The 23,076-nt window shown below is 71.4% G+C and carries 20 protein-coding genes; 11 read left to right on the forward strand and 9 right to left on the reverse strand.

What is annotated here, in order from left to right:
* Positions 1-67 precede the first annotated feature (67 nt).
* Positions 68-619, forward strand: a complete 552-nt coding sequence (locus tag NBX02_RS02325) for a hypothetical protein (RefSeq protein ID WP_250280918.1) — start codon at positions 68-70, stop codon at positions 617-619.
* Here the strand turns inward: NBX02_RS02325 and NBX02_RS02330 are convergent.
* From NBX02_RS02330 to NBX02_RS02340, 3 genes are all read right to left on the reverse strand, one after another.
* On the reverse strand, positions 606-2,315 hold the full coding sequence (locus NBX02_RS02330) for a DUF2142 domain-containing protein (RefSeq protein ID WP_250289773.1): 1,710 nt from the start codon (positions 2,313-2,315) through the stop codon (positions 606-608). The two genes, NBX02_RS02325 and NBX02_RS02330, sit on opposite strands and share 14 nt — an antisense overlap.
* Positions 2,316-2,468: 153 nt before the next feature.
* A complete protein-coding gene (locus NBX02_RS02335; RefSeq protein ID WP_250289775.1) occupies positions 2,469-3,335 on the reverse strand; it encodes an ABC transporter permease in 867 nt (288 codons plus the stop codon).
* Complete coding sequence (locus NBX02_RS02340) at positions 3,332-4,306, reverse strand: ABC transporter ATP-binding protein (RefSeq protein ID WP_445548214.1); 975 nt, start codon at positions 4,304-4,306, stop codon at positions 3,332-3,334. The genes NBX02_RS02335 and NBX02_RS02340 overlap by 4 nt, the downstream gene beginning before the upstream one ends.
* A 299-nt stretch (positions 4,307-4,605) precedes the next feature.
* Here NBX02_RS02340 and NBX02_RS02345 point away from each other — a divergent pair, with 299 nt between their 5' ends.
* The 4 genes from NBX02_RS02345 (at position 4,606) to NBX02_RS02360 (ending at position 8,688) form a co-directional block, all read left to right on the forward strand.
* The gene (locus NBX02_RS02345; protein ID WP_250289780.1) at positions 4,606-5,424 is read left to right on the forward strand and encodes a class I SAM-dependent methyltransferase; all 819 of its coding nucleotides are present in this window, start codon (positions 4,606-4,608) and stop codon (positions 5,422-5,424) included.
* Between the two features lie 302 nt (positions 5,425-5,726).
* Entirely contained in the window at positions 5,727-6,824 is a 1,098-nt protein-coding gene (locus NBX02_RS02350; protein WP_250280928.1) for an HpcH/HpaI aldolase/citrate lyase family protein, read from the forward strand.
* Positions 6,821-7,759 carry an HpcH/HpaI aldolase/citrate lyase family protein gene (locus NBX02_RS02355; protein ID WP_250289784.1) on the forward strand — a complete coding sequence of 313 codons (939 nt, stop codon included), beginning with the start codon at positions 6,821-6,823 and terminating at the stop codon, positions 7,757-7,759. The genes NBX02_RS02350 and NBX02_RS02355 overlap by 4 nt, the downstream gene beginning before the upstream one ends.
* A gap of 128 nt (positions 7,760-7,887) precedes the next feature.
* Positions 7,888-8,688, forward strand: a complete 801-nt coding sequence (locus tag NBX02_RS02360; RefSeq protein ID WP_250280933.1) for an N-acetylmuramoyl-L-alanine amidase — start codon at positions 7,888-7,890, stop codon at positions 8,686-8,688.
* Here NBX02_RS02360 and NBX02_RS02365 read toward each other — a convergent pair.
* A complete protein-coding gene (locus NBX02_RS02365; RefSeq protein ID WP_250280935.1) occupies positions 8,673-9,146 on the reverse strand; it encodes a hypothetical protein in 474 nt (157 codons plus the stop codon). The two genes, NBX02_RS02360 and NBX02_RS02365, sit on opposite strands and share 16 nt — an antisense overlap.
* Positions 9,143-9,280: a hypothetical protein gene (locus NBX02_RS02370; RefSeq protein ID WP_250280937.1), complete on the reverse strand. Its 138-nt coding sequence runs from the start codon at positions 9,278-9,280 to the stop codon at positions 9,143-9,145. The genes NBX02_RS02365 and NBX02_RS02370 overlap by 4 nt, the downstream gene beginning before the upstream one ends.
* Positions 9,281-9,401: 121 nt before the next feature.
* Here NBX02_RS02370 and NBX02_RS02375 point away from each other — a divergent pair, with 121 nt between their 5' ends.
* Together NBX02_RS02375 and NBX02_RS02380 are read left to right on the forward strand one after the other, a co-directional pair.
* Positions 9,402-9,566 (forward strand): hypothetical protein, encoded by a 165-nt coding sequence (locus tag NBX02_RS02375; RefSeq protein WP_250289787.1) that lies wholly within the window; start codon positions 9,402-9,404, stop codon positions 9,564-9,566.
* Positions 9,567-9,864: 298 nt separating this feature from the next.
* Complete coding sequence (locus NBX02_RS02380; protein WP_250280939.1) at positions 9,865-10,800, forward strand: M48 family metallopeptidase; 936 nt, start codon at positions 9,865-9,867, stop codon at positions 10,798-10,800.
* 115 nt (positions 10,801-10,915) lie between these two features.
* On the opposite strand, the gene NBX02_RS02385 is transcribed toward NBX02_RS02380, so the two are convergent.
* Complete coding sequence (locus NBX02_RS02385; protein ID WP_250280940.1) at positions 10,916-11,863, reverse strand: dihydroorotate dehydrogenase; 948 nt, start codon at positions 11,861-11,863, stop codon at positions 10,916-10,918.
* A gap of 478 nt (positions 11,864-12,341) precedes the next feature.
* Between NBX02_RS02385 and NBX02_RS02390 the strand changes: the two genes are divergently transcribed.
* On the forward strand, positions 12,342-12,584 hold the full coding sequence (locus tag NBX02_RS02390) for an acyl carrier protein (RefSeq protein WP_250280942.1): 243 nt from the start codon (positions 12,342-12,344) through the stop codon (positions 12,582-12,584).
* Between the two features lie 251 nt (positions 12,585-12,835).
* Here the strand turns inward: NBX02_RS02390 and NBX02_RS02395 are convergent, their stop codons facing one another.
* Positions 12,836-13,258: a DUF2795 domain-containing protein gene (locus NBX02_RS02395; RefSeq protein WP_250280944.1), complete on the reverse strand. Its 423-nt coding sequence runs from the start codon at positions 13,256-13,258 to the stop codon at positions 12,836-12,838.
* An 883-nt stretch (positions 13,259-14,141) separates the two neighbouring features.
* On the opposite strand from NBX02_RS02395, the gene NBX02_RS02400 reads away from it, so the two are divergent.
* Both NBX02_RS02400 and NBX02_RS02405 read left to right on the forward strand, forming a co-directional pair.
* The gene (locus NBX02_RS02400; protein ID WP_250280946.1) at positions 14,142-14,945 is read left to right on the forward strand and encodes a DUF1918 domain-containing protein; all 804 of its coding nucleotides are present in this window, start codon (positions 14,142-14,144) and stop codon (positions 14,943-14,945) included.
* A gap of 146 nt (positions 14,946-15,091) precedes the next feature.
* Positions 15,092-15,742, forward strand: a complete 651-nt coding sequence (locus NBX02_RS02405) for a phosphoribosyltransferase family protein (protein ID WP_250280948.1) — start codon at positions 15,092-15,094, stop codon at positions 15,740-15,742.
* Between the two features lie 61 nt (positions 15,743-15,803).
* Here NBX02_RS02405 and NBX02_RS02410 read toward each other — a convergent pair whose 3' ends face one another.
* Positions 15,804-17,471: a lytic murein transglycosylase gene (locus NBX02_RS02410; protein ID WP_250280951.1), complete on the reverse strand. Its 1,668-nt coding sequence runs from the start codon at positions 17,469-17,471 to the stop codon at positions 15,804-15,806.
* A gap of 1,350 nt (positions 17,472-18,821) precedes the next feature.
* Between NBX02_RS02410 and NBX02_RS02415 the strand changes: the two genes are divergently transcribed.
* Positions 18,822-20,993 carry a serine/threonine-protein kinase gene (locus NBX02_RS02415; protein WP_250289788.1) on the forward strand — a complete coding sequence of 724 codons (2,172 nt, stop codon included), beginning with the start codon at positions 18,822-18,824 and terminating at the stop codon, positions 20,991-20,993.
* Between the two features lie 55 nt (positions 20,994-21,048).
* Here NBX02_RS02415 and NBX02_RS02420 read toward each other — a convergent pair.
* Positions 21,049-23,076 (reverse strand): SpoIIE family protein phosphatase (locus NBX02_RS02420; protein WP_250289790.1); only part of this gene is annotated, 2,028 nt, incomplete at its 5' end.

Below are 23,076 nucleotides of genomic sequence, written 5' to 3' on the forward strand. Positions count from 1 at the left end.
GATGCCGCTGCCGCACAATGGTGACCATTCGTCATTACTGCCGTTCTTGCTGTGACTGGAGGTGTCAATGGGCCGGGCCGGAATGCTGCCGCGCCGCCGGGCAGCGGTGGCCGGTGCCATGGGCGTGGCGCTGCTGCTCGCCGGGTGCGGCGGGGCTGCCTCCGATGACGCGCCCGCCACCGTCCCGGATGTGCCGGCGACCGCGGTGACCGATGTCGGGGCTGGTGCGGGCGCGGGCGCGCCGCCGGCCGGCCTGCCGACCGACCTGGTGCTGCCGAGCCAGACGGCGGCGGCGTCCGCGCCGCCTGCCCCCGCCGTGACGACCGGTGTCGGGGCGCTGCGGGGGACGCTCGTCCCCAGGCACTTCCCGTTCCCGAAGGATGCGGTTCCCCGGCTGGTCAGCGCCGAGGCGACGGCGACGACGGTCGCGCTCAGTGGTGTGACCGCTGACGACGCCATCCGGTACTACCGGCAGTCGATGCCTTCCGCCGGTTACACGTTCCAGCAACAGAACGTCGCCGACGGACAGACAACGCTCACCTATACCGGTTACGGCCAGCGGGTCCAGGTGCACGCCGGCGGCGCCCGGGAGGTCACGCTCGCCTTCACCGGCGCGTAGGGCGCGTGGGCCGCGTCCGCAGCGGTATGTGGTCCCGTCGGAAGGAATCGGGGCCGGGGCCGGGACGGCCGGAGCCGGGCCGCGGGCCGTGGCCGGGCCCGGCTGCGGGAGTGGCCCCGGCTGCGGGAGTGGCCCCGGCTGCGGGAGTGGCCCCGGCTGCGGCCAGGGCATCCCGGTGGGCGGCCCGGGCCGCAGCAAAAGTGACGATCATGGGTATGCAGGCGAGGGCTGTCCACGGCGTCCAGCCGCCCGGTGGCGACCATGCCGGCTGCGGCAGGAAGAACCACAGTGGCCCGTCCGGGCCGACCGCGTACCGGTGGCTGTTGGTCAGCCACGCGGCGAACTGGCCGGCCCCGCTCACCGCGATGACGCCCGCGGCGGCCGTGGCGGCGCGGGCGCGCAGGTGCGCAGGCAGCCTGTCAGCCAGCACCTCCACGGACAGCAGCGGCAGCATCACCAGCGCCGGCAGGATGTACCGGCCCTGCATACCGAACCCGTTCTGGATGAACACCGCCGCGGCGAGCAGCTCGTACAGGACGACGACCACCAGCAGGCCCCCGGCCAGCAGCGCGCGGTCCCGCCGCCGGCCGACCGCGAACGCCGCGAGGAACAGCCCGCCGGCCAGCAGGGCCCACAGCCCGTACAGGGCCGTCGGCAGCGGGACGGACTGCCAGCCGAAGACCCCGACCGTCTGACGCGCCGACTCGGCGGCGGTCTCGGCGGCGAGCACCAGCCCGTGGCCCAGCCGCCCCCACAGGACGGGGGTACGCAGCGACAGCGCCTGCGTCCAGAGCACCGACCCGGCAAGCCCCAGCATGACGGTCGCCGCCGCGGCGGTCGCCGGCCGGCCGCCCTCGCGTAGGCGGTGCCATGCCGTGCGCGGGGAGAGACGGCCGGCCCCGAGGGCGGCCGCGAGCACGATCCACAGCGGTGCCATGGGACGGCTGAGCGCCGTCACGGCCATGGCGATGCCCGCGACCCACCAGGCCCGGGCCGAGGGCTGTTCGGCCCGGGACAGCCGCAGCGCAGCCGCGGCACAGGCCAGTGCGCCGGTGAGCTCGGTACCGCTGGCGCCGGCCTGGGAGCCGAGAAAGACCACCATCGGGGTGACCGCGGCCGCGATCCCGGCCAGCGCCAGGGGACGCCGGCCAGGCCGCCCCTGGCCCCCCAGCAGGAGCCAGGTGGCGGCGGCCAGCAGCGCCGCCGAGACGAGCGCCGAACCGAACCGGGCGAACACGTAGCCGGAGCGGACCGACCAGGCCGCCCGCGTGAGCGCTCCTTCGGAGAGGTACATCAGCGGCGGATACGCGCCCACGATGCTTTCGGCCCGGCCGGGCGGGACGGCGGTGGCCTGGCGCAGGCAGGCCGCGGACACCTCCGGGTCCAGGGCGGTGCAGGGCGGGCTGGTCGTGATCCGCAGCTGGGCTGGCAGTTCGAAGCCGCGATAGGCGTTGCGGACCTGGCGCAGTGAATCCTCGCTGAACACCCCGAAGGAGCGCAGCCTGGCGAGCGGGACGGGCTCGCCGAGTACCTGCCCGCGCCCGGCGGCCACCGCTTTCGCGTAGTGGCTCGGCTCGTCCGGCGCGGTTCCCAGCGGGTTTGTCAGCGCCCACAGGAAGATCCAGCCGGTCAGCGCGGCGAGCAGGAGAGCGGGCGCGCCGGGTTTCCGCAGCCAAGACCACAGTGGTCTTTTCATAGGGGCCGCACATTACCAGGGATACGTTCCGTGAACGGCAAGCGAATTCCTCCCCCGTCCGGCCCCAGGAATGCCAATGACGTGGAGTATCCGTTTGATTTCTTTATGTGAATATCGATATTGCTGTCGCTGCCGGCCGTCCGGCGCGCGTGCCTAGTCGATGAGCCGGCGGCGCATGGAGCGGACCGCGAGCAGCCACATGATCCACGCGAACACCCCCAGCGCCCCCAGGTGCCCGAGGTCGGTGAGCGGGGCGAACCCGAATGCCGCGTCGCGCACCAGCTCCACGCAGTGGTAGAGCGGGTTGGCCCAGCTCAGTGCCCGCGCCCAGCCCGGTAGCTCGCTCACCGGGAAGAACGTGCCCGCGACAAGGAACAGCGGCGTCAGCACCCCTGAGATGATGTAACTGAAGCTGTCGACGGACGGCACCAGCGCGGACGTCCATATCCCGAACAGGCTGAAGCCGAACCCGGTGAGGAACCCGACGAACGGGATCACGAGCATTCCGGGCGTCGGATCCAGGCCGAACGCGATCGCCACCAGCAGCGGCGCGCAGCCGTAGACCCCCGCCTTGGCCGCGGTCCACAGCGCCTCCCCGAGGACGATCTCGGGTATGTCGACGGGAGCGGCCAGGACGGCTCCGTAGAGCTTCTGGTAGGTCCGCCGGATGAACGTCTGGAACATGCTGGCGAAGGCCGAGGCGAACAGCACCGAGCTCGCCACCACGCCGGTGCCGAGGAACTCCACGTACCGGTAGCCGGCCACCACGGACACCAGCGAGCCGAACCCCCAGCCGAAGGCCAGCAGATAGATCGTCGGCTCCACCACGGCGGAGAAACTGGTGGACAGCCAGTAGCGCCGGAACAGGGTGATGTCGTGCGTGATCACTCCCGCCAGGGCGGCCGGTTCGACCCGCCGCAGCCGGCGCGTCCCGCCCGTCCCGCGCGTCCCGCCCGTCTGGGCCGTTGCGTCCGCCCCTGCCCCGTCTGTAGCCGTTCTGGCCTCGTCCGTGGTACTCATTCGACCCGCTCCCCGGTGAGGGCGACGAACACGTCCTCCAGCGTCGCCGCGCGCCGGATCCCGGCTCCGAGCCGGTCGTCCAGCTCGGTGGGCATGTTCTCGGCGCGCAGCACGGACACGGACGGCCCGGTCCGGCGGGTGGTGAAGCCTGCGGCCTCCGCCCGCGCCGCGATCTCGGCCAGCTTCGGCGGCGGGCCGTAGTACTCCGCCGCGGTCCGCCCGGCATGCGCGTCGATGAGACGGGCGGGCGTGTCCCGTGCGATCATCCGGCCGCGCGACATGATGGCGACGTCCTGGGCGAGCCGCTCCGCCTCCTCGATGTAGTGGGTCGACATCAGTACGGTCACGCCGTCCGCGCCGAGCCCGGCGATCAGGCTCCACAGCTCCTGGCGGACCTGCGGGTCGAGCCCGACGGTGGGCTCGTCGAGCAGGACGAGCCGGGGCCGGTGCACCAGTGCCCTGGCGACCAGCAGCCGCCGCCGCATGCCGCCGGAGAGGTCGTCGGTCACCGTGTCGGCCCGGTCGCTCAACCGCGCCAGCGTGAGGGCCTGCTCGACCGCGGCCCGGCGCCTGCGAGCGGGTACCCGGTACAGCCGGGCGAACACGGCGAGGTTCTGCCGGGCGGTCAGCTCGCCGTCGAGGTTGTCCTCCTGCGGTACCACCCCCATCACCGCTCTGGCCTGCTTCGACGCGCGCGGCACGTCGTACCCGAGGACACTGATCCGGCCGGTGTCGGCGATCGACTGGGCGGTCAGCATCCGCATCGTGGTGGACTTGCCGGCACCGTTGGGCCCGAGCAGGCCCAGGCACACGCCGACGGGGACGTCGAGGTCGAGACCGTCGACCGCGGCCACCTCCCCGTACCTTTTCACCACATTTCGTATTGATATCGCGGATTCGCCTGGCTGATCCCCGGGCCTGGCGGCCGTGGCCAGGGTCTCCGTACGAGGCAGTGGCATACCGTGGACCATAGGTCGGGCGCGCTCGGTTCTCATCTGGTTTTTCGCCGGCGGACGCCGGGCGGCCGGCCGTGGAATGCCCGGCCGGGACGTCGTGTGCTTTCCGGGCACCGCACCCGAGCAGCGACCGTATGCCGCCGCCGTCGCCGTCGGGCTCCAGGTGGCCACACCTGCGGCATCCGGAGCCGAGCGTCCGGCGGAACACGTCGGTGCCGCGCTCAGAAGACCTCCCCACGGCAGCTTCTCACCGCTGGTTCCTGCGCTACATTGATGGCCACCGTCATCCGCTCCGCCGGTACCGGGAGGTCAATGTGCTCAGGCACACCGACAAGTTCGACGCATCACTCTCCGAGATATCGAAATCGCTGCTCGCGCCATTGTCGGAGCAGCCGCGGGACTGGTTGCTCGGGCGGGCTCTCGACGAGCTTGTATCCGATCTGACGGCGCTGGACGCGGCAGCCGAGAACATGGTTTCCGGCGCCCCCCGGCCGGATATCGTGGAGCCGGTCGACTCCGCGGCCCCCACGATTGTCGACGGTTCGTTGCTCGTCTCCGGCCAGCAGGTCATGCAGACCTGGGAGAAGCCGCTGATGAAGGCCATGGCCGAGCAGGTTGCCGGCCCCGGCCGCTCGGTCCTGGAGATCGGTTTCGGCCTGGGCATCTCCGCCGGCTACATCCAGGAGTACCGGCCCGCGCGCCACACGATCGTGGAGGCGAATCCGCAGGTGTTCGAGACGGCCGTGGCGTGGAGCCGCGAGCCCGGCCACGAGAACACGGAGATCGTGTTCGGCAGATGGCAGGAAGTCATCGACTCCCTCGGGCGGTTCGACGGTATCTTCTTCGACACCTACCCACTGGACGAGAACGAGTTCGCGTCCCATTTCCTGGGTGGCTCGACCTATGCCGAGCACTTCTTCCCGGCGGCTGCCGGACATCTTACCGAGGGCGGTTCGTTCACCTATTACTCGAACGAGATCGACTCTCTCTCCCGGCGCCACCAGCGGTCCCTCCTGCACTATTTCCGGACCATCCGCATGCGGGTCGTGGACGGGCTGCGGCCACCGCCGGACTGCAGCTACTGGTGGGCCCCGTCCATGGTGGTCGTCACCGCCTCGGAGTCGCGTTACTGAGCATCCGGCAGCTACTGAGCATCCGGCAGCTACTGGGCATCCGGAGCCGCTGGGCGCCCGAAGTCGTGCCACCGGACGGCCGCGCCACCATGAGTCGATCATCAGAGGTGGCCCGTGAGCACGCTCCGTATGCCGCGCGCGGTGTGTCGGCTGCGTCCCATGCCTCCCATGACCGGTAGATCATCGCGGGTGCCACGGACAAGATGCTTGTGGGAGCCGCTGCCGGGATACTGACCAAGCTGCCCGCGTGGCCGGGCCGGCTACGCCAACGGGAGACAAGCAGCCGACGGGAGACAAGCCAGATGCCTCGTAACCCGAGGGACTTCTTCGCCCCGCTCGCGGTGGGAGCGCCGGCGCCCCTGCGAGAGCTCCCACGGGCCCCCTCCCGTGTGATCCATTTCTTCGACCCGAGCAACGCGAAGATGGCCTCGAAGGTCCCGGACATCCTGCCCCGCATCGACGTGGTCCTGGGCAACCTCGAGGACGGCGTCCGGGCCGACAGCAAGATCGAAGCCCGTGAGGGGCTGGTGAAGCTCGCCGCGGCGACGGAGTTCGGCGAGACCCAGCTGTGGACGCGGGTGAACAGCCTCGACTCGCCGTGGGGCCTCGACGACCTGCTGACCCTCGTCCCGGCGATCGGCCACAAGCTGGACGTCATCATGGTGCCCAAGGTCGAGGGCCCGGAGGACATCCACTATGTCGACCGGCTGCTCGCCCAGCTCGAGGCGAAGGCGGGGCTGGCCCGCCCGCTGCTCGTCCACGCGATCCTGGAGACCGCGCGCGGCGTCGCCAACGTCGAGGAGATCGGCGCGGCGAGCCCCCGCATGCAGGGCCTGTCGCTCGGGCCCGCGGACCTCGCCGCCGACCGGCGGATGAAGACGACCCGGGTCGGCGGCGGCCACCCCGGATATCTCGTCCGGGCCGACCCGTCCCCGGCCGACCCGGACGCGCCGCGCCCGAGCTACCAGCAGGACCTGTGGCACTACACCCTCGCCCGGATGGTGGACGCCTGCGTGGCGAACGGCATCCTGCCGTACTACGGGCCGTTCGGTGACATCAAGGACGTCGTGGCCTGCGAGGACCAGTTCCGCAACGCCTTCCTGCTCGGCTGCGTCGGCGCGTGGAGCCTGCATCCGGTGCAGATCGACATCGCGAAGCGGGTCTTCAGCCCGGAGCCGGCCGAGGTCGCCTGGGCCCGGCAGGTCATCGAGACGATGGGGGACGGGACCGGAGCGGTGATGGTCGACGGGAAGATGCAGGACGATGCCTCGGTCAAGCAGTGCAGGGTGGTCCTGGACCTGGCCCGGACCCTTGCCGCGCGCGACCCACGGCTGGCCGAGGCATACGGCTTCGCCGGCACCGCCGCGGCCGACGCCACCGGGCAGGTGGCGGCCCGATGAGCGGCGTGAACGGCGACCTGACGGCTGGCTCGGCAGACTCGGCGGCCTACCGTCCGCGCCGGTCGGTCCTGTACATGCCGGCCGCGAACGAGCGGGCGCTGGAGAAGGCCAGGGGAATCCCCGCGGACGCGCTCATCCTCGACCTTGAGGACGCTGTCGCCCCGGACGCCAAGGACGCCGCCCGGGAGCGGGCCGGCGCGAAGGTCGCGGACGGGGCCTATGGCGGGCGCGAGGTGACCATCCGGGTCAACGCGCTGGACACCCGCTGGCACGCCGACGACCTGCGCGCGGCGGCCCAGGCCGGCCCGGACGCGGTGGTCGTGCCGAAGGTCGGCTCCGCGCGGGACGTGCACGCGGTCGAGAAGGGCCTGGAGGCCGCCGGCGCGCCGGATCACACCCGGATCTGGGCGATGGTCGAGACCCCGGTCGCGATGCTGCGCATCGAGGAGATCGCGCGCTCCTCGCAGCGCCTCGCCGTCTTCGTCATGGGCACGAACGACCTGGCCAACGAGCTGCACGCCGAGCACGTGCCGGGCCGGGCGCCGCTGCTGACCGGGCTCGGGCTGTGCCTGCTCGCCGCCCGGGCCGCCGGTATCGCCATCCTGGACGGGGTGTTCAACAACATCCGTGACCTCGACGGCTTCGAGGCGGAGTGCGTCCAGGGCCGGCAGCTGGGCTTCGACGGCAAGACACTGATCCATCCCGGCCAGGTCGAGCCCTGCAACCGGGTGTTCGCGCCCACCGAGGCCCAGGTCGAGGAGTCCAGGACCATCCTCGCGGCCTGGGAGGAGGCGTTGGCCTCCGGCCGCGGCGTCGCCACGGTGAACGGCCGGATGATCGAGAACCTGCACGTCCGCAACGCGCAGCGCGTCCTCGCCGTCAGCGACGCGGTCACCGCCCTCGAACGCGGAACCGCCCCTCCAGCACCGCGGTAGCGGACACGTCCATGAATTGACGGTACCGCGTATTGGGTAACCGGAAGGGGCGGCGGCGTGGGCTCGGTGGGCGTGAATCGGGGGAACCTGGTTGATAGCACTCCGGCCCGCGGGTTTAAGATACGGCCGTGGCGCACATCGTTCAGGGCTTCCAGTATCGGCCGGTCCGCAACACCGCTGGCGACACGATCCATCCGGTCGGCCTCGTGCTGCACGTCGCACAGGGCAACGGCTCCCAGTTCGGCTGGTTCAACGATCCGCAATCGCAGGCATCGTCGAACTTATGGGTGGGCAAGGCCGGGCAGCGTGAGCAGTACGTGCCCTCGGACGTCCGGGCGTGGGCGCAGGCGGCGGGAAACAGCACATACGACTCGATCGAGACCGAGGGTTTCGACACCGAGGCGCTGACCCCGGAGCAGATCGAGAGCGTGGCCGTGGCTTACGCCGACGGTGTGCGTGCTTTTGGCTGGGCGCTGGCCGTGACGGACACGCCCGGCCAGTCCGGATTGATTACTCATAGCGCAGGAAGGGCGGCCTGGGGCAATCATCCGGGTTGCCCGGGTGGTATCCGCACCGGCCAGCGTCATCAGATCATTGCGAGGGCCGCGCAGATCGCGGGAGGCCCGACGTCGCCTGTGCAGCCCAAAGTGGTGGCTCTGCAGCATGCGGTGCACGTGGTCGCGGACGGGACCTGGGGCCCGGTCACCGACGCGGCGCTCGCCGAGGTCCGGGCCAACCGGCATACCAGGGCCCAGCAGGCCGCGGTCGGTGCGGCCGTCGACGGCGCCTGGGGCCCCCTGTCGCAGGCGGCATATGTCGTGACGGTACGGACGATCCAGTCCATCCTCGGAGTGGGGGTGGACGGGGTCTGGGGGCCGGTCACCGACCAGGCTTTCGTTGCCGTCCGCAACGATCATTTCACCGGCTGATCCCATTCGGCTACGAGAGCGTCCCAGGTACGGTAACGAGCCACCGGATAAGCGGTGGACACGACCCCGTTGGGGTCGACAACGGCCACCGGATATCCAAGCTGTGCCCGGTACCCGCGTTCGCTGACGACAATGCGGCCGCCGAGGCGGGCCGCGCCGACGACGATCGGCCGCGACGTCCACCTCGGGGTGGCCGCCGCGGCAAGTTCGTGTGCCGACAGCCATGCGTACAACCCGCAGACACAGTCCTCGCCCGGCATCCGCGGATGCGGTGTCAAGGGCGACTGAGACATCTGGCCGCCGAGGTCGTCCCGCGCACCGCGCAGGCAGAACGCCTTGGTGAGGCCGTCGGGGCGCCACAACAACAGGCCGGCCGGGAACGGTGACCACGGCGTCCATGCCGGGCGTAACCGGCCAGCGCCGTCCACCGCCCACTGGCGCCAGCCGATGACGCTCACCTGCCTGCCGGCACGGGTTCGGTTTCGACCGGTTCAGCCGGTTCGGCCGGTTCGGGCAGGGCCAGCGGCTCCTGCTCCGGCCAGGAGATCGGTTCGTCCTCGACGATCCGCAGCGGCTCACCTACATTTGACATACATCAACGTTCCCTCGCCCCGCCGCGCCGGTCAATATCCCTGCCGTCATCCCGGCCGTCCGCGCCGGTCTCAACGCAGGCGCAGGATCTGTAGGCCGTGGTCGGCCAGGAGGGCTGGCAGGTGACGGATGGTCGCGATGGCCCTGGCGCGCTGGTCGTCCGGGAGATCCGGCCAGTCGACGAGCAGGTTGTGCTGTCTGCGGCCGTCGTCGCGGCCCGGGGCGAACGTCCAGCCCTGGCCGCGCCGTTGCGCGCACCGGCGGCTCCAGCACAGCCGGTTGCCTGAGGACCCGCACCACGCCCGCCGCCGGGTTCAGCCGCCGGGGCCCGGCGTCCAGCCGTGCGGGCGTCCAGGCGCTCGCCGACCGTACGCGAAGGACGACAAATAGATGACAAGCTGGACTTGGACGAAGTATCGCCGAATATATCTACAGTCCGGTAGCCTTCAGGCGCCACACTTGTCGCACGGTATGACGACGTAACAGCGCGGGCCTCGTTCAACGGTTTGTGAGCCGCCTGTAGCCGTTGGGATCCCGTCGGCTCCGCGACACAACAAAAACGGGGGAGCAATGGATAAGCCGGACATGCTTGCGCAATCAGCCGACGCGGCTCGCGCGCTGTCAGCCGGTCGCGGTGGGAAAGCACGCGTCCGCCTGACCGGGCTGGATGCGGACGTTTTTCGCCATCCGCTCGACCGGCAGGCCGCCCAGAGCCTCAAGCGCGTGCCGGGGTTCGACAAGGCGGTCGCGAAGTTCATCGAGTGGGGCTGGGAGCGTAAGGAGTACATCGAGCTCACCGCGTCGGGGGTGCGGGTCGGGCCCCGCCAGCTGCCCCGCGTCCACGGCCTGCTCCGCGAGACCTGCGCGGTCCTCGACATTCCGGAACCCGAACTCTACGTCCGCAAGGGGCCTACGAACGCCTACACGTCGGGGCACAACAATCCCTACATCGTGCTGTTCACCGAACTGGTCGACACCATGTCCGAGGACGAGCTCCTCGCCGTCATCGCCCACGAGGCCGGGCACATCAAGTGCGGGCACGTCCTCCACAAGACGATGGCGCGGGTTTTCACCGGCGCGGCGACTGCGGGGCTGCGACGCACGAACCCGATGACGGCCATCGTCGGGGTAGGTGTCCGCGCGGCGCTCAAGAGCTACGACCGGGCTTCCGAGTTCACCGCCGACCGCGCCGCGATGCTGACCACCCAGGACCTGCACGCCTGTGTCGGGATGATGATGAAGATCGCCGGTGGTGTCCAGACCGACCAGATGGACACCACCGCCTTCCTCGAGCAGGCGCGTCACCTCGATGACCTTGCCAGCGCGAGCAACATTTCCCGTTTCCACCGTTTCCAGCTCCGTATTGGCGGTGATCACCCGCTCCTGGTTGAGCGCGCCCGCCGCTTCGATGAGTGGATCATGAGTGGCCAGCCCGGTGTTGTCCTCGCGCGGTACGGCACCACGGCCGTCCCTACTCAGCCGACGGACGGCGTGAACAGCCTAGACCGCTACCAGCGGTAGTTTGTTGGACCGCCAGCATCATCCGTGATGGTCCCGTATCTGTCAGGACCGTGCCCCGGTGGGGCCCGACACCTTGGTCCGGCCGGCGGCATTTCGTCTGGAGCGGATCGGCTTCTCAGAACAGATCGACGTAGTCGGTGAGGATGTCGCCGAAGACGCCGGCGTCGCCGTTACGGTTCCAGAAGGCGGTGGCGGCCTGTACCGCCGTCGCGCCGGCGCACAGGAAGTCGGCGATGTCGCGGCCGCGGGACACCCCGCCCGCGCCGATCAGCTCGACCGTCTCCGGCAGCAGCCGCCGCAGCTGGCGTACCTGGCCGAGCGCCACGGGCCGCAGCGCGGCACCCGCGAGCCCGGCCAGTTCGACGTCGATCACCGGCCGGTTCGCCTCGTCCAGGACGAAGGCGTTCGGGAAGGTGTTGACCGCGCAGACGAACCGCGGGCCTTGCGGTGTGCCGGACAGCCTCGCCACCAGGCCGGCCAGTGCGGCCAGCCCGGCCGGGTCCGAGAACGGGGAGATCTTTATGCCGAAGGGCGGTGGTTGTCGATCCGCACTGTCGCCGGCGGCGGTGGAGGTGGCCGCGGCCGTGGTGAGCGCCTGGCTCACCTGGGCGCAGATCGCCTCGGTCCGGTCGTTGTCGAAACACGCGATGCGTTTCTGCCGGCCGTCGTCCCAGACGTTCGGGCAGGCCAGGTTGAGCTCGATGATGTCGACGCCGGCGAGCGCCACGTCATGGGCGACGACGGCGTACTCGGCCTCGCTGAATCCGGCGATGCTCACGACGAGTGGTTTACCGGCGGCATGCGCCATCGAGATCATGGCGGGCAGGTGCTCACGGTAGTACGCAAGCCCCGGATTGGGCAGGCCGAGCGCGTTGAGCGAGAAGAAATCCCCGGGGTAGTAGACGTTGCCGCCGTTCCCGGTGCGCGGCCGCAGGGTGATGGAGCCGACGACGACGGCGGACACGGCGCTGCGGGCGAGCACGCTCACCTCGTCCAGGCTCTTGCACGTGCCCGCGGCGTTCATCAGCGGATGCTCAAGTTCGACTCCGCACAGCGCTGCCACGGCCACCCTTCCCGAGATCCGTGTTTCCGGTGTGGTTCGCCTTCTCCAGGAGACAGTATCGAATTCCTGTTCCTGGCCGCGGCGCGTGGGTCAGGGGCGTTATGGCCGGATGTATCCACCGTGTCGTGTGCCGGGCGTTTCCGCCGGGCCGGCGCTGCGTGCGGGGCGTCTCCGGGGCGTCTCCGGGCCGGATCGCCCGTCAACCGTTCCGCACGTTCTGTCCTCGTCCTGTTTCTGTTCGTGGCCGGTATTCGGCACCGGCCCACGTTTGGCCTCCCTGACGGCTGCCGAAGAAGACAGGGTCGGCCGCATCGCGCTGCGGCGGCCCGGCACCGGCCAGCGTCATCGGTGCTCATCGGCGTCACCGGTGCTCATCGGCATCCACCGGCGCCACCGGTCGTGGCGTCCGGCGGCGGAGGCCGACACCAGGAAAGTGCTACCGGGAAAATATACGACCGACGCAGGAAGAAGGCTGACGATGGCGACTGGTGGAACAGGATTCAGTGACGTCGTCCACGACCTGATCTCGGTGCAGTATCACGCCCTCAAGGGGAGCCGTGAATACGAACAGTTCATCCGTGATGCGGATGCGGAGGGACAGCCGGAGATAGCCAGCTTCTTCCGGGCCGTCCTGGAACAGGATGCCGAGCGCGCGGTCGCGTGCCATCGTTATCTGTCCCGGCTGTCCGGCCACGCGCCGGCCGGCTCGATCGTCCGCTGAGGGGCTCCACTGAGGGGCTGAGAGATCGCCTGAGGGGCTGAGAGATCGTCGGGAGCGTGCGGGGCCGTTCCGCGCGGTAGGCCGCGTTCGTCCGGAGCCCCGGGCCAGCGGCCGGAGCCGACCCGCGGGCGCCGACCTGGCGGGAGCTCCGGCCCGGCGCCCGAGACCCATGCGGGCGCCGAGGCCCGAGGCCCGAGAGTCGAAGGGAGGCATCGGCGGGATCCTTAGAAGCGCTGGGATCAGCGCTGGGATCAGAAGCGCACGGTCTCGACGTCCGCGCCGCCGTGCAGGGCCCGCCACAGATCACCGAACGAGTCGTACTGTTCCCGCTTGGGGCGGGCGGCAAGTCTCTCGACGAGCTGTTCCGGAGCGTTACGGACACGCAGCGTGTAGGCGAGCTGGGCGGCTCGGGCGGGGAAGTCGTGGCGGTCGAACCACCGGGCGAGCTCGGAGCGGGCCTCGACCGCCGCGGCGGTGTCCGTGCTGGTGGCGGCCTTGTTCTCCGGCCGTTCCGGGATCACCGCCACCTGGGGCTGATCCTCGCCGGGAGGTTCCGCGGAGCGCCATTCCTCGGTGCGCGTGTCCCGTCGCGCCCGCACGATCCCGTACACCTCATGGGCGAGGTTGTCGTCCTTGGCGGGGCCGTGCTTGGTGCTGCCGCGCTGCATCGACATCTTCGTGCTCCTGTTGTTGATCGTGTTTCTCGGGCGCTTCCCGCGTTACGGCCGCCCCGGTCCGTGCCGGGAGGCGGGCCACTGCTCCGGCGGGAGGATGCCGGGGCCGGGCGGTGGGAGGTCAGGACCGGGACCGGGACCGGGCAGATCGGGCCCAGGGTCCGGACCGGGCAGATCGGGCCCAGGGTCCGGACCGGGCAGATCGGGCCCAGGGTCTGGCGGGGCGGGCCCTGGGCCGGGCTGCGGGACGTCCGGGCCGGGCGTCGGTGTCGGGCCGGGCGTCGGTGTCGGGCCGGGAGACGGTGTCGGGCCGGGAGACGGTGGCAGGTCGGTGGCCGCGGGCCCGGGCCGGGCGCTGGGCTGGCCGGATGCCGGCCGGGAAGAGGCCGGCCGTGCGGAGGACGGGCCGCCGCGCGCGACAACTAAGATCATGATACGCCCTCCGTGGAACGAAACGGTCGATGATCGGGATACGGCGGGGCGGCCGCGGCTGGTCGCCATGCCGGCCGACTCCTGCCACCTTCCACGGACATGGCATCTCGAACCGTCCATGGCATCCCGAACCGTCCAGGTACCTGGAGAGGGGCCCGGGGCGCCGGGAACCGGGCCGGTCGCGGGCCGCCCGGGCCCCGGTCGTTCCCGGAGCGGCCCAGCGGATCCCCGCCGCGGGGATCACGGTCGCCCGGTCTCCGGTTCCGTCCGAAAGAGCGGCTGTGCGGGTGTGCCGGGCACGCTGGACGGGGAAGTGGAGAAGACGACGAGGAAGTGGAGAAGACAGGGAAGCGGAGAGGAAGCGGAGGAACGGCATGCCCCACGCGGGCCCGCGAACCGGGATCACGGGCCTGTGGCCTGGGAAGGCGTGCGGTCCGGGAGGTGAGCCTCGATGGCGAACGTACTCAGCGTGACCAGTGTGCCGCCGGTGACGGTACGGCGGTACAGGACGATCGGGGAAGCGGCCCATGAGATGGACATCCACGGCGTGGGTGCTCTTCTCGTCATGGACGATCGTGACCACTTGGTCGGTATTGTCACCGATCGTGACATTGTGTTGCGGGGGGTTGCTCGTGGCGTCCCGATGGAGGCATCCATTGACCGTCTGATGACGACGGAGGTCTTCACCCTGCCCGCTGACGTGGAGATCGACCGCGCGTACGAGGTATTTCGCGATCACGCGCTGCGGCGGCTGCCCGTCCTCGACGGCGGCCGGGTCGTGGGGGTCCTCTCCATCGACGATCTCCTCATCCGTGACGCGCGGCGGATCGAGGACGTGGTACGCCCCCTCGCCCGGGAGGTCATCGCCCGGCACCGCAGGACGCCGGTGGGCGCGGGCGGGGCCGTCCGTGCCGGTGACGGCGCCGCCCATGCCGACAACGGCGGCGCCTACGCCGGGACCGGCGCCGGGAGGGGCGGCACCTACGCCGACAGCGGGGTGATCGCGTCCCGCCGGCTGGTGCGGGCCCACCCCGGTGACACCCTGGTCATCCACGGGCGGACGCTGGGCCGGCCGGAACGGTCCGGCGAGATCCTGGAGGTGCGTTCCCCCTCGGGCGACCCGCCATTCCTGGTCAGCTGGTCCGACTCCGACCATGTCAGTTTCACCTATCCGGGCCCGGACGCGGAGGTGCGTCCGCGTGCCGAGGCGGCGACGGCGGCCACCGGCGAGCGGGCCGGCAACGGGCAACGGTAGCTGACTGGTAGCGGACAGTGGCCAGTAGTGGACGATGGCAGCCGGTAGGCGGCTGGGAGCCAGTGGCGACCGGTAGGTGGCCGGCTGCCGCTACCGGATGCCATCCGTGACGTCCCGGTACGGTCGCTCTGAGACGGAGGTGGCGGGTGGACCCTCTGTTCGCCGACCGGCCGGCGGCGGGCCGCGCCCTGGCCGGGCAGCTGGCCGCGTACGCCGGCCGTGACGATGTCGTCGTCCTGGCGCTGCCACGAGGCGGTGTGCCGGTCGCCTTCGAGGTGGCGCAACGGCTGGGTGCGGGGCTGGACGTCTTTCCGGTGCGCAAGCTCGGGGCGCCCGGGCACGCCGAGCTTGCGATGGGCGCGCTGGCCGGCGGCGGGACACTCGTCCGCAACGATCAGGTGATCCACAGCCTGGGCATCGGGGAGAAGGCGGTCACCGATGCCGTGGCCGCCGAGCGCCGTGAGCTTGCCCGCCGGGAGGATGCCTACCGTATCGGCCGGGACGCGCTCGACGTCACCGGCCGCGTGGTCCTGCTGATCGACGATGGGATGGCCACCGGTGCCACGATGTACGCCGCCGTCGAGGCCGTCCGCCGACGTGGGCCGGCGCAGGTGGTGGCGGCTGTTCCCGTGGCCTCGGAGCGGGCGTGCCGGCAGCTGAGGCTCGTCGCCGACGGTGTGCTCTGCCTGCGCACTCCGTCGACATTCTTCTCCGTCGGTCAGTACTATGCGGATTTCTCCCAGACGACCGATGACGAGGTCCGTGAGCTTCTGCGCCGTTCCGTGACCGCGAGATGACAGCCGGGTGGTCTCCCATGGGCCACCAGCCAGTGATCGTCATTCGCGGGGCGCGGGTGTCTCATGCTGCCGCGGCCGGGGTGCTGGCCGGCTCGGATGCCGCTGGGGCCGGCGCGGTCGCGGGAGCGCTGCCGACCGGTGCGGGTGCCGGGGCGGACGGCGGACCGGACGTGGGTGCTGGCGCTGGATCAAGCGTGGGCGTGGGTGGGGCGGTCTGTGCTGGCGGATTGTTCAGACGTTGTGCAATGCTTGTGAGCCTGCTGCGTGCTTCGTCGCTGACCTCGACGGATGAGGCGTCAGCAAGCCGGCCGAGGAAGGGCGTGAGCATTCCGGGGCCGGTGACGGTGCGGGGGATCAGCGCGTCCAGCGCGGCGGTGGTAGGCGCGTCGACCTGGCCCAGCTGGCTGTAGCGCGCCAGCCGGTCGCGCAGGGACGCCGGGCTGGTGTGCCAGCCGGCGAAGTCCGCGGCGTTCAGGCCGGTGACGTCGAAGGCGGTGGCGGGTTGCGCCGCGCAGCCGGTGTTCGCGGGCTCGGGGGCGAGACGGGCGGTGAGCGCGCCGGCCGCGCCCGCCTCGCCGATGTCGTGCCCGCTGAAGCGGGCGAGCCGCCACCGTGCCGGCGTGCCGCCACGGGCGTCCGCGATCACTGTGCTGCGGGCGCTGGTGATCAGGTGTCCGTGGCTGTCGAACAGCGTCGCGTTGATCGGGATGCTGACCGGTGCCCCGCCGGCCGGGGCACCGGCCGTGCTCAGGACGCCGGTGATGTCGAGGGCGTCATAGCCGGTGACGGCCGGGTCGAGGTCGGCGGGCGCCGCGGCCAGCGAGCCCGCCACAATGGTGATCGTTGGGCAGCTCGCGGACGGTGCCGGGGCGGGCGTCGCGTCCGCTTCGGGCCGTGGGGTGACCGTGATCGCGGCGGGCGTGCCCGCCGGCGCGGGCACCGCGGGCGGTATGGATGCCGTGAGCGCCGGGGGCGGTATGGGTGCCGCGGGTGCCGCGGCTGCTGGGGGCGGTGCCGGGGCCGCGGGTGTGCTGCCGCCGGGACGCGCCTGGGACGGCGCCGGGGCGGGCAGGGGAACTGCCCCGCCGCTGGCGTAACCGGTCATCCAGGCGAGCACGGCACGGGCGTAGTCACCGGACGGGTTGTAGGCGAGGATCGCTGCCCGTAACTGCGCGGGGTCGCTCAGATCGCGGTTGTAGGCGCAGAGGTAGCCGGCGGCGGCGAGGGCGGCGTCGTCGATGTTGTTCGGGTCGCGCTGGCCGTCGCCGTTGCCGTCGCTGCCGGATCTCGTCCAGGAGGACGGGATGAACTGCATCGGCCCGATGGCCCGGTCGAAGACCGTGTCACCGTCCCATCTGCCGTTGTCGGTGTCGGTGACACGCGCGCGTCCGCCCGCGCCGTCCAGGGGGAGCCCGATGATCGACGGGGTGACGGTACCGGCGGGGCTGATGGCGCGGCCGGCGCCGTGCCCCGATTCCACCCTGCCGATTCCGGCCAGCAGGGGCCAGGTCAGGTGGCAGCTGGGCCGTCCGGCCGCCATTCGTTCGGTCGCTCTGCGGTAGGCGGCCAGTACTCGTTCCGGTATGCCTTTGTCACCAGCGGTGAGTGTGACGGCCCCGCCCGCCCCGGCGGCCACGGCCGTGGCCAGGCTCTGCGTGCCCGGCGCGGTGCCACCGCCCGCCCCGCCGGAGCCGCCGGAGCCGCCGCCCGGGCCGGCGAGCGGTGGCATCGGGAAGGCACCACCGTCGGCCGGCGGCCTGAGTGGTCCGGGCGGCGGCCCGCTGGGGGCGTCTGATTGTGAAATGATTGTGGAACCGTTGGCGAGAAAGAGAAGCGCGGTGGCGACGGCCGGCATCATGAATACCCGCACCCGGCGTGGGCGTGGGCGTGGGCGTGGGCGTGGGGCGGACGGTACTCGCGGGCAGGCCTCGTCGGATGTGGGTACGTCCCGGTGCCGGTGCCGGTGCGCGCCAGCGTGCCTGGGGCCGCGCCGATGCTTGCTCACGGTAGGCGTCCACCTCGTCGAGCTGCGTGGGTGCCGAACGGCATGGGTATCGAACGGCATGGGTATCGAACGGCATGGGTGTCGAACGGTCTTGGTCGGGTAGGCCGCGGTGCGCTTCACTGCTGGAACTCCGGCGCACCGCCGAGGTGTCCACCGTCGTTATACGCCATGCCCTCGGGCCGGGAAGTGGCTGTTGGGCAGCCAATGTCGACCGCACATTCGGGTGTAGGGCCGTGGCTGTAGGTTGTGAATCGATGGGTTCGCGATTGAGCGGGATGTCGTCCGGTGTTCCCGGTCCCGGTCCCGGTCCCGGTCCCGGTTCGGTTCGGGGACGCATTTTGCGCGGCCCTGTCGCGACATGTCTGAGGGTAGCGGCCTGAAGACTTTCAGTGCGCTACCGCAGGTTTCACGAGCGTGCCCGGCCGGCCGTCTTCTGGGGACGGTTCTTTTATCGCTATTCGCTGAATGTTTACCTGGGCGCCCGGCCGGGCCCACGGACCACCTCGTCTTTCCTCCCGGCGGTGTCACGTGCTGTTTCCTCCGGGCGGTACCACGCGCCAGCCTGGTCCGTCGGGCCTCGGAGCGATGTTCCCCTCGCCGCGCCCACTTCTGTTGCGGGTGTATGAATACCAGGTGTCCATGACCGGCCAATGCATTGGCAGTGGTAATAGGATGGGCTGTGACGGCCTCCCGGACGCCCGTGGCGCCGACATCGAATTCACCATCGGACGGGCCGGGATTTCCTGTCTCGCGGGTCGCCCTGAACCGGGAGCGAATGGGGGGGCTGATGTGCGGTGCCGCCGCTGCCCGTCAGGGCACGGCCGACGGCGGTCGGATTCTTCCCGGCGATCGGCGGGCCCGCCGGCTGACCGGGCGGCCGGGGCGCCGTCCGATATCACCGCCGTGGCCGCCGGGCATGGTCGTCAGGCGTGATTGTCGGGATAGGCGAGATGTAACTCACACGATGATACGGCCCAGGTGATTATGGCCTGCCGGGATGACGGGACGGGGCGTTGGTAACGGTTCGGGATGGACGTCGGCGTGGGGGCACGCCCGCATCATGACTGCGGATCGATGACTGTTGACCGGGCACGGGTGGCAGCGGCGCTACCCGGTTACGATCTCGGTGACGAGATCGGCGCGGGCACGTTCGGGGTGGTGTTCGCCGCCTGGCACCGCCGTCTCCAGCGTGATGCCGCGGTCAAGGTACTCGACGGAGGGTACGGCCGGGCGGTGGCGGGATTCGCCACCGAGGCGCGGATTCTCGCCGCCCTGGACCATCAGCATGTGGTCCGGGTCTATGACTATGTCGAGACCGGGGGACTGCGTCTGCTCGTCATGGAGATGCTGGCCGGCGGGACGCTGACCCGCCGCCACCGGGCGGGGATGCTCCCGGAGGAGGCCTGCGCGGTAGGGCTGGCGATCGCCGCCGCCCTGACCTGCGCGCATTCCCGCGGAGTGCTGCATCGCGACATCAAGCCCGACAACATTCTGTTCGACGCCACGGGCCTGCTCAAAGTGGTCGATTTCGGGCTCGCGAAACAGGTGGGTGGGCCGCCGGCCGCCGCCGGCGCGGTGGCCGGGACGCCGTTGTACATGGCTCCCGAACAGATCGAGGGGGGCCGGCTGGGGCCGGCCTCCGATCTGTACGCGCTCGGGGTGCTGCTCTATCTGCTGCTGACCGGGGTGACGCCGTTCGCACCGGCATCCTCCATCCTGCGGCAGCGTCCCGACCGGGTCCCGCCACCGCCGCCGGGCGTGCCGGTTCAGGTGGCGGATGTGATCATGTGGGCGTTGGCGAACGATCCGGTGGCTCGTCCGCCGTCCGCGCTGGCCTTCGCGCTGGACCTGGCCCGGGCCGCCGCCGAGGCCTACGGCTGGGGCTGGCTGGCTCGTTCGGGGATCGTGCTGCATATCGACGCCGAGGTCCGCGCCGCCGCCGAACGGCCGTTCACGTCCACCCGCCCGGCACTGCCGCCCACTGCCAACGGTGACACGCCGCCTGCACACGGAGACGCGTCCTCCGTACCGTCGACAGGCGGCGCGTCCCCGGGCGGCGCGTCCCCGGGCGGCGCGCTCTCGGACGCAGAGGCCGGCGGGCGTCTCGCCAGCCGGCCACGCCGCGCCCGGCCACGCCGCCGGCCGGGCATGACGCCAGGGCACCGCCGCCGTGGTGGTGCTTCTCGCCGCCGTATCGTCGCCATGGCGGTGCTCATCGCCGTCAGCGCCGCCGCTCTTGTTGCCGCCACCCGCGGCGGAGACCTGTCCGAGGCCGGCGCCCGTCCGCTCGGCCCGCCGCTGACCGGCCCCACCGGCCCTGCCGGCTGGGTGCTCTCGGTGGTGTTCTCCCCGAACGAGCAGGTGCTGGCCAGCAGCAGCCGGGACGGCACGGTGCGGCTGTGGGACATCACCGACCGTGCCCACCCTCGTCTGCTCGGCAGGCCGCTGACCGGCCCCACCGACGGGGTGACGTCGGTGGCGTTCTCCCCGGACGGCCACACCCTGGCCGGCGGCAGCTGGGACCGCACGATATGGCTGTGGGACGTGACGGACCTCGCCGCCCCCCGTCCGCTTGCCGGGCCGATAGCCGGCCACACCGACGCCGTCACGGCGGTGGCGTTCTCCCCGGACGGAAAAATCCTGGCCAGCGGCAGCCGGGACAGGACGGTGCGGTTGTGGGACGTCACCGACCGGTCCGATCCACGCCCGCTCGGCGAGCCGCTGATCAGCCATTCCGATGCCGTGGTGTCGGTGGCGTTCTCCCCGGATGGCCGTGCCCTGGCCAGCGCCGGCTACGACAACACGGTGCGGCTGTGGGATCTGACCGACCGTTCCCGTCCGCGCCTGTTCGGCTCCCCGCTGGTCGGCCACACCGCGTTCGTGTTCTCGGTGGCGTTCTCCCCGGATGGCCATGTTCTGGCCAGCGGTGGCTTCGACGGGACGATCAGGCTGTGGAATGTCACCGACCGTTCCGACCCGCATCTGATTGGTGATCCTCTGCGGGTCTCCACCAGCACCACCGTGCGCTCGGTGGCCTTCTCCCCGAACGGTCGTACGCTGGCCAGCGGCAGTTTCGAGGGGATGGTCCGGCTGTGGGACATCGCCGATCCTTCCAGGCCGCGCCCACTCGGTGGCCCCCTGACCGGCCACCAGGACTGGGTGCTGTCGGTGGCGTTCTCCCCGGACGGCCGTACGCTGGCCAGCGGCAGCCGGGACAACACGGTGCGGCTGTGGAAGCTGCGCTGACCGGGCGTCGTTTTCCGGTGGTGCTGGCCGGCACGCGGTCAGCCACCTGGCCGGTTCAGCGCAGCTGGACGGCGATCAGACAGGTGTCGTCGTCGGTGTCGGGGGTGGTGTGGCGCAGGAGATGGTCGGCATACCGCTGGAGGTCGGCGATCGGCCGGCCGGCGGCCAGGACCAGGGTGTCCAGCGTCTCGTCGAGGGCGGTCCCGCGTTGTTCGACGAGGCCGTCGGTGAACAGCAGGACGCCGTCGCCGGGCCGCAGCGCGGTGGCGGTCTCCTCGTAGGCGCTGTGTGGGTCCGCCCCGAGGAGGACGCCGGCCGGCAGCGGGAGCATGGCGGCGTCGCCGTCACGGACCAGGACGGGCGGCAGGTGCCCGGCGCATGCCCAGCGCAGCATACGGGTGGCCGGATCGTACAGACCGCAGACGGCGGTACCGGTGACGTCGTCGGTGAGGTGGTAGGCGACGTCGTTGAGCCAGCGCAGCAGCTGGGCCGGCCCCGCCCCGGTCATGGCGAGCCCACGCAGGCTGTTGCGTAACGTGACCATGCCGGTGACAGCTCTGATCCCGTGCCCGGCGATGTCACCGACGGCGAGAAGGACCTCCCCGGAGGGCAGGACGACCGCGTCGTACCAGTCGCCGCCGACCAGATGGTCCTGGTTGGCCGGCCGGTAGCGGACGGCGATGTCGAGCCCGCCGTTCTCGACCGGATCGGCCGAGAACGGCGTGATGGCCCGTTGCAGCTGGATGGCCAGCCGCTGCTGGTCGTCGGCCCGCTGTTCGGTGTCGGCGAGCTGGTTGCGGGTGGCGGCGAGGGCGACCTGGGTGTGGTAGAGAGTCGAAAGATCCTGGTATGTGCCGCGGACGGCGACCAGGGTGCCGGCGGTGTCCGTGACGGGCTCGGCGAACGCGCGTATCTGCCGGATCGCGCCGTCGGCCCGCAGCAGCCGGAACGTCGTGGCGGCCGGCCGTGCCTGGTCGAACAGCACGTCACGGAAACGGCCGACAGCAGCGAGATCATCGGCATGGACGTAGGCGTCCAGCCCCTGCAGGGAGACGGGCGCTTCCGGCGCATCCGGCGCCAGCCGGAACAGCGTGAAGGTGTGGTCGGTCCAGCGCACGTCACCGGTGAGCATGTCCTGCTGCCAGCCGCCGAGCTCACCGAGCCGCTGGGCGTGCTGGAGGATGGTGGTCAGCCCGTCGGTGTCGTCGGTCCGCCGCCAGGTCAGCGCGATGCCGTCGAGGAACCGGCCGATACGCACGTCCATCTCCGTCGCGACGATCCGGCCGCCGACGATGACGTGGACGGGCAGGCCGTCGGCCTGGTACGGCCGGCCGGTGCGCAGCACGTCCACGGCCTGCCCGAACAGCCCGTCCAGGACGGTCATCAGCGGATGGAGGTGGGACAGCCGGCGGCCGACGAGGTCACGGGGCTCCCGGCCGGCCGGGTCGACGAACCCTTCGCTGACGTGGTCGATCTGGAAGTCGACGATCCGCCCGTCATGGTCACGGACGGCGTGGGCGACGAGGGCGGAGCGCAGCAGGGCGTCCAGCAGGGCGGGCAGCCACGAGCCGTGGCGTCCCCAGGCGCGTTCCCCCTGGGCCGCCCCGAGGCTGCCGGCGCAGACCCCGGCCAGCGTCAGCAGCTGGTGGCGCAGCGCGGGAGTGAACTCCTCGAGGGGCTGCGGCCAGCAGATCTCCATCGCCCCCAGCAGTGCCCCGGCGTCGGTCAGCGGCAGCGCCACCCGGGCGCCGCGCCATCGCCCGACCAGCGGGATCCGGTCCGGCAGGTGGCGGGCTGCCGGCCACCACCGGGGGCAGCCGTCCTGGGCGACCCGCTGGGCCGGGCAGTCCATCTGCGGCGGGATGCGCTGCCAGCGGCTTGCCTCCAGGGCGCCGAGCCCCGCCTCGCCGGCGAGCTCCAGCGCGCCGTCCGGTTCGATCATCCACAGTGCCACGGCCACGGCTCCCAGCGGGGCGAGGGCCTCCTCCATCGTTGCCGCGGCGATCCGCTGCCCGTCCACGGCCGGCGCTGCCGGGGCCTCGGTCGGCTGCGCCGGCTGCTGCCGGGGCGGCCGCGCCGCGCC

Origin of the sequence: Protofrankia sp. CiP1_Cm_nod1, from assembly GCF_920888515.1 — a bacterium.
In the GTDB taxonomy this organism is placed as follows: Bacteria; Actinomycetota; Actinomycetes; order Frankiales; family Frankiaceae; genus Protofrankia.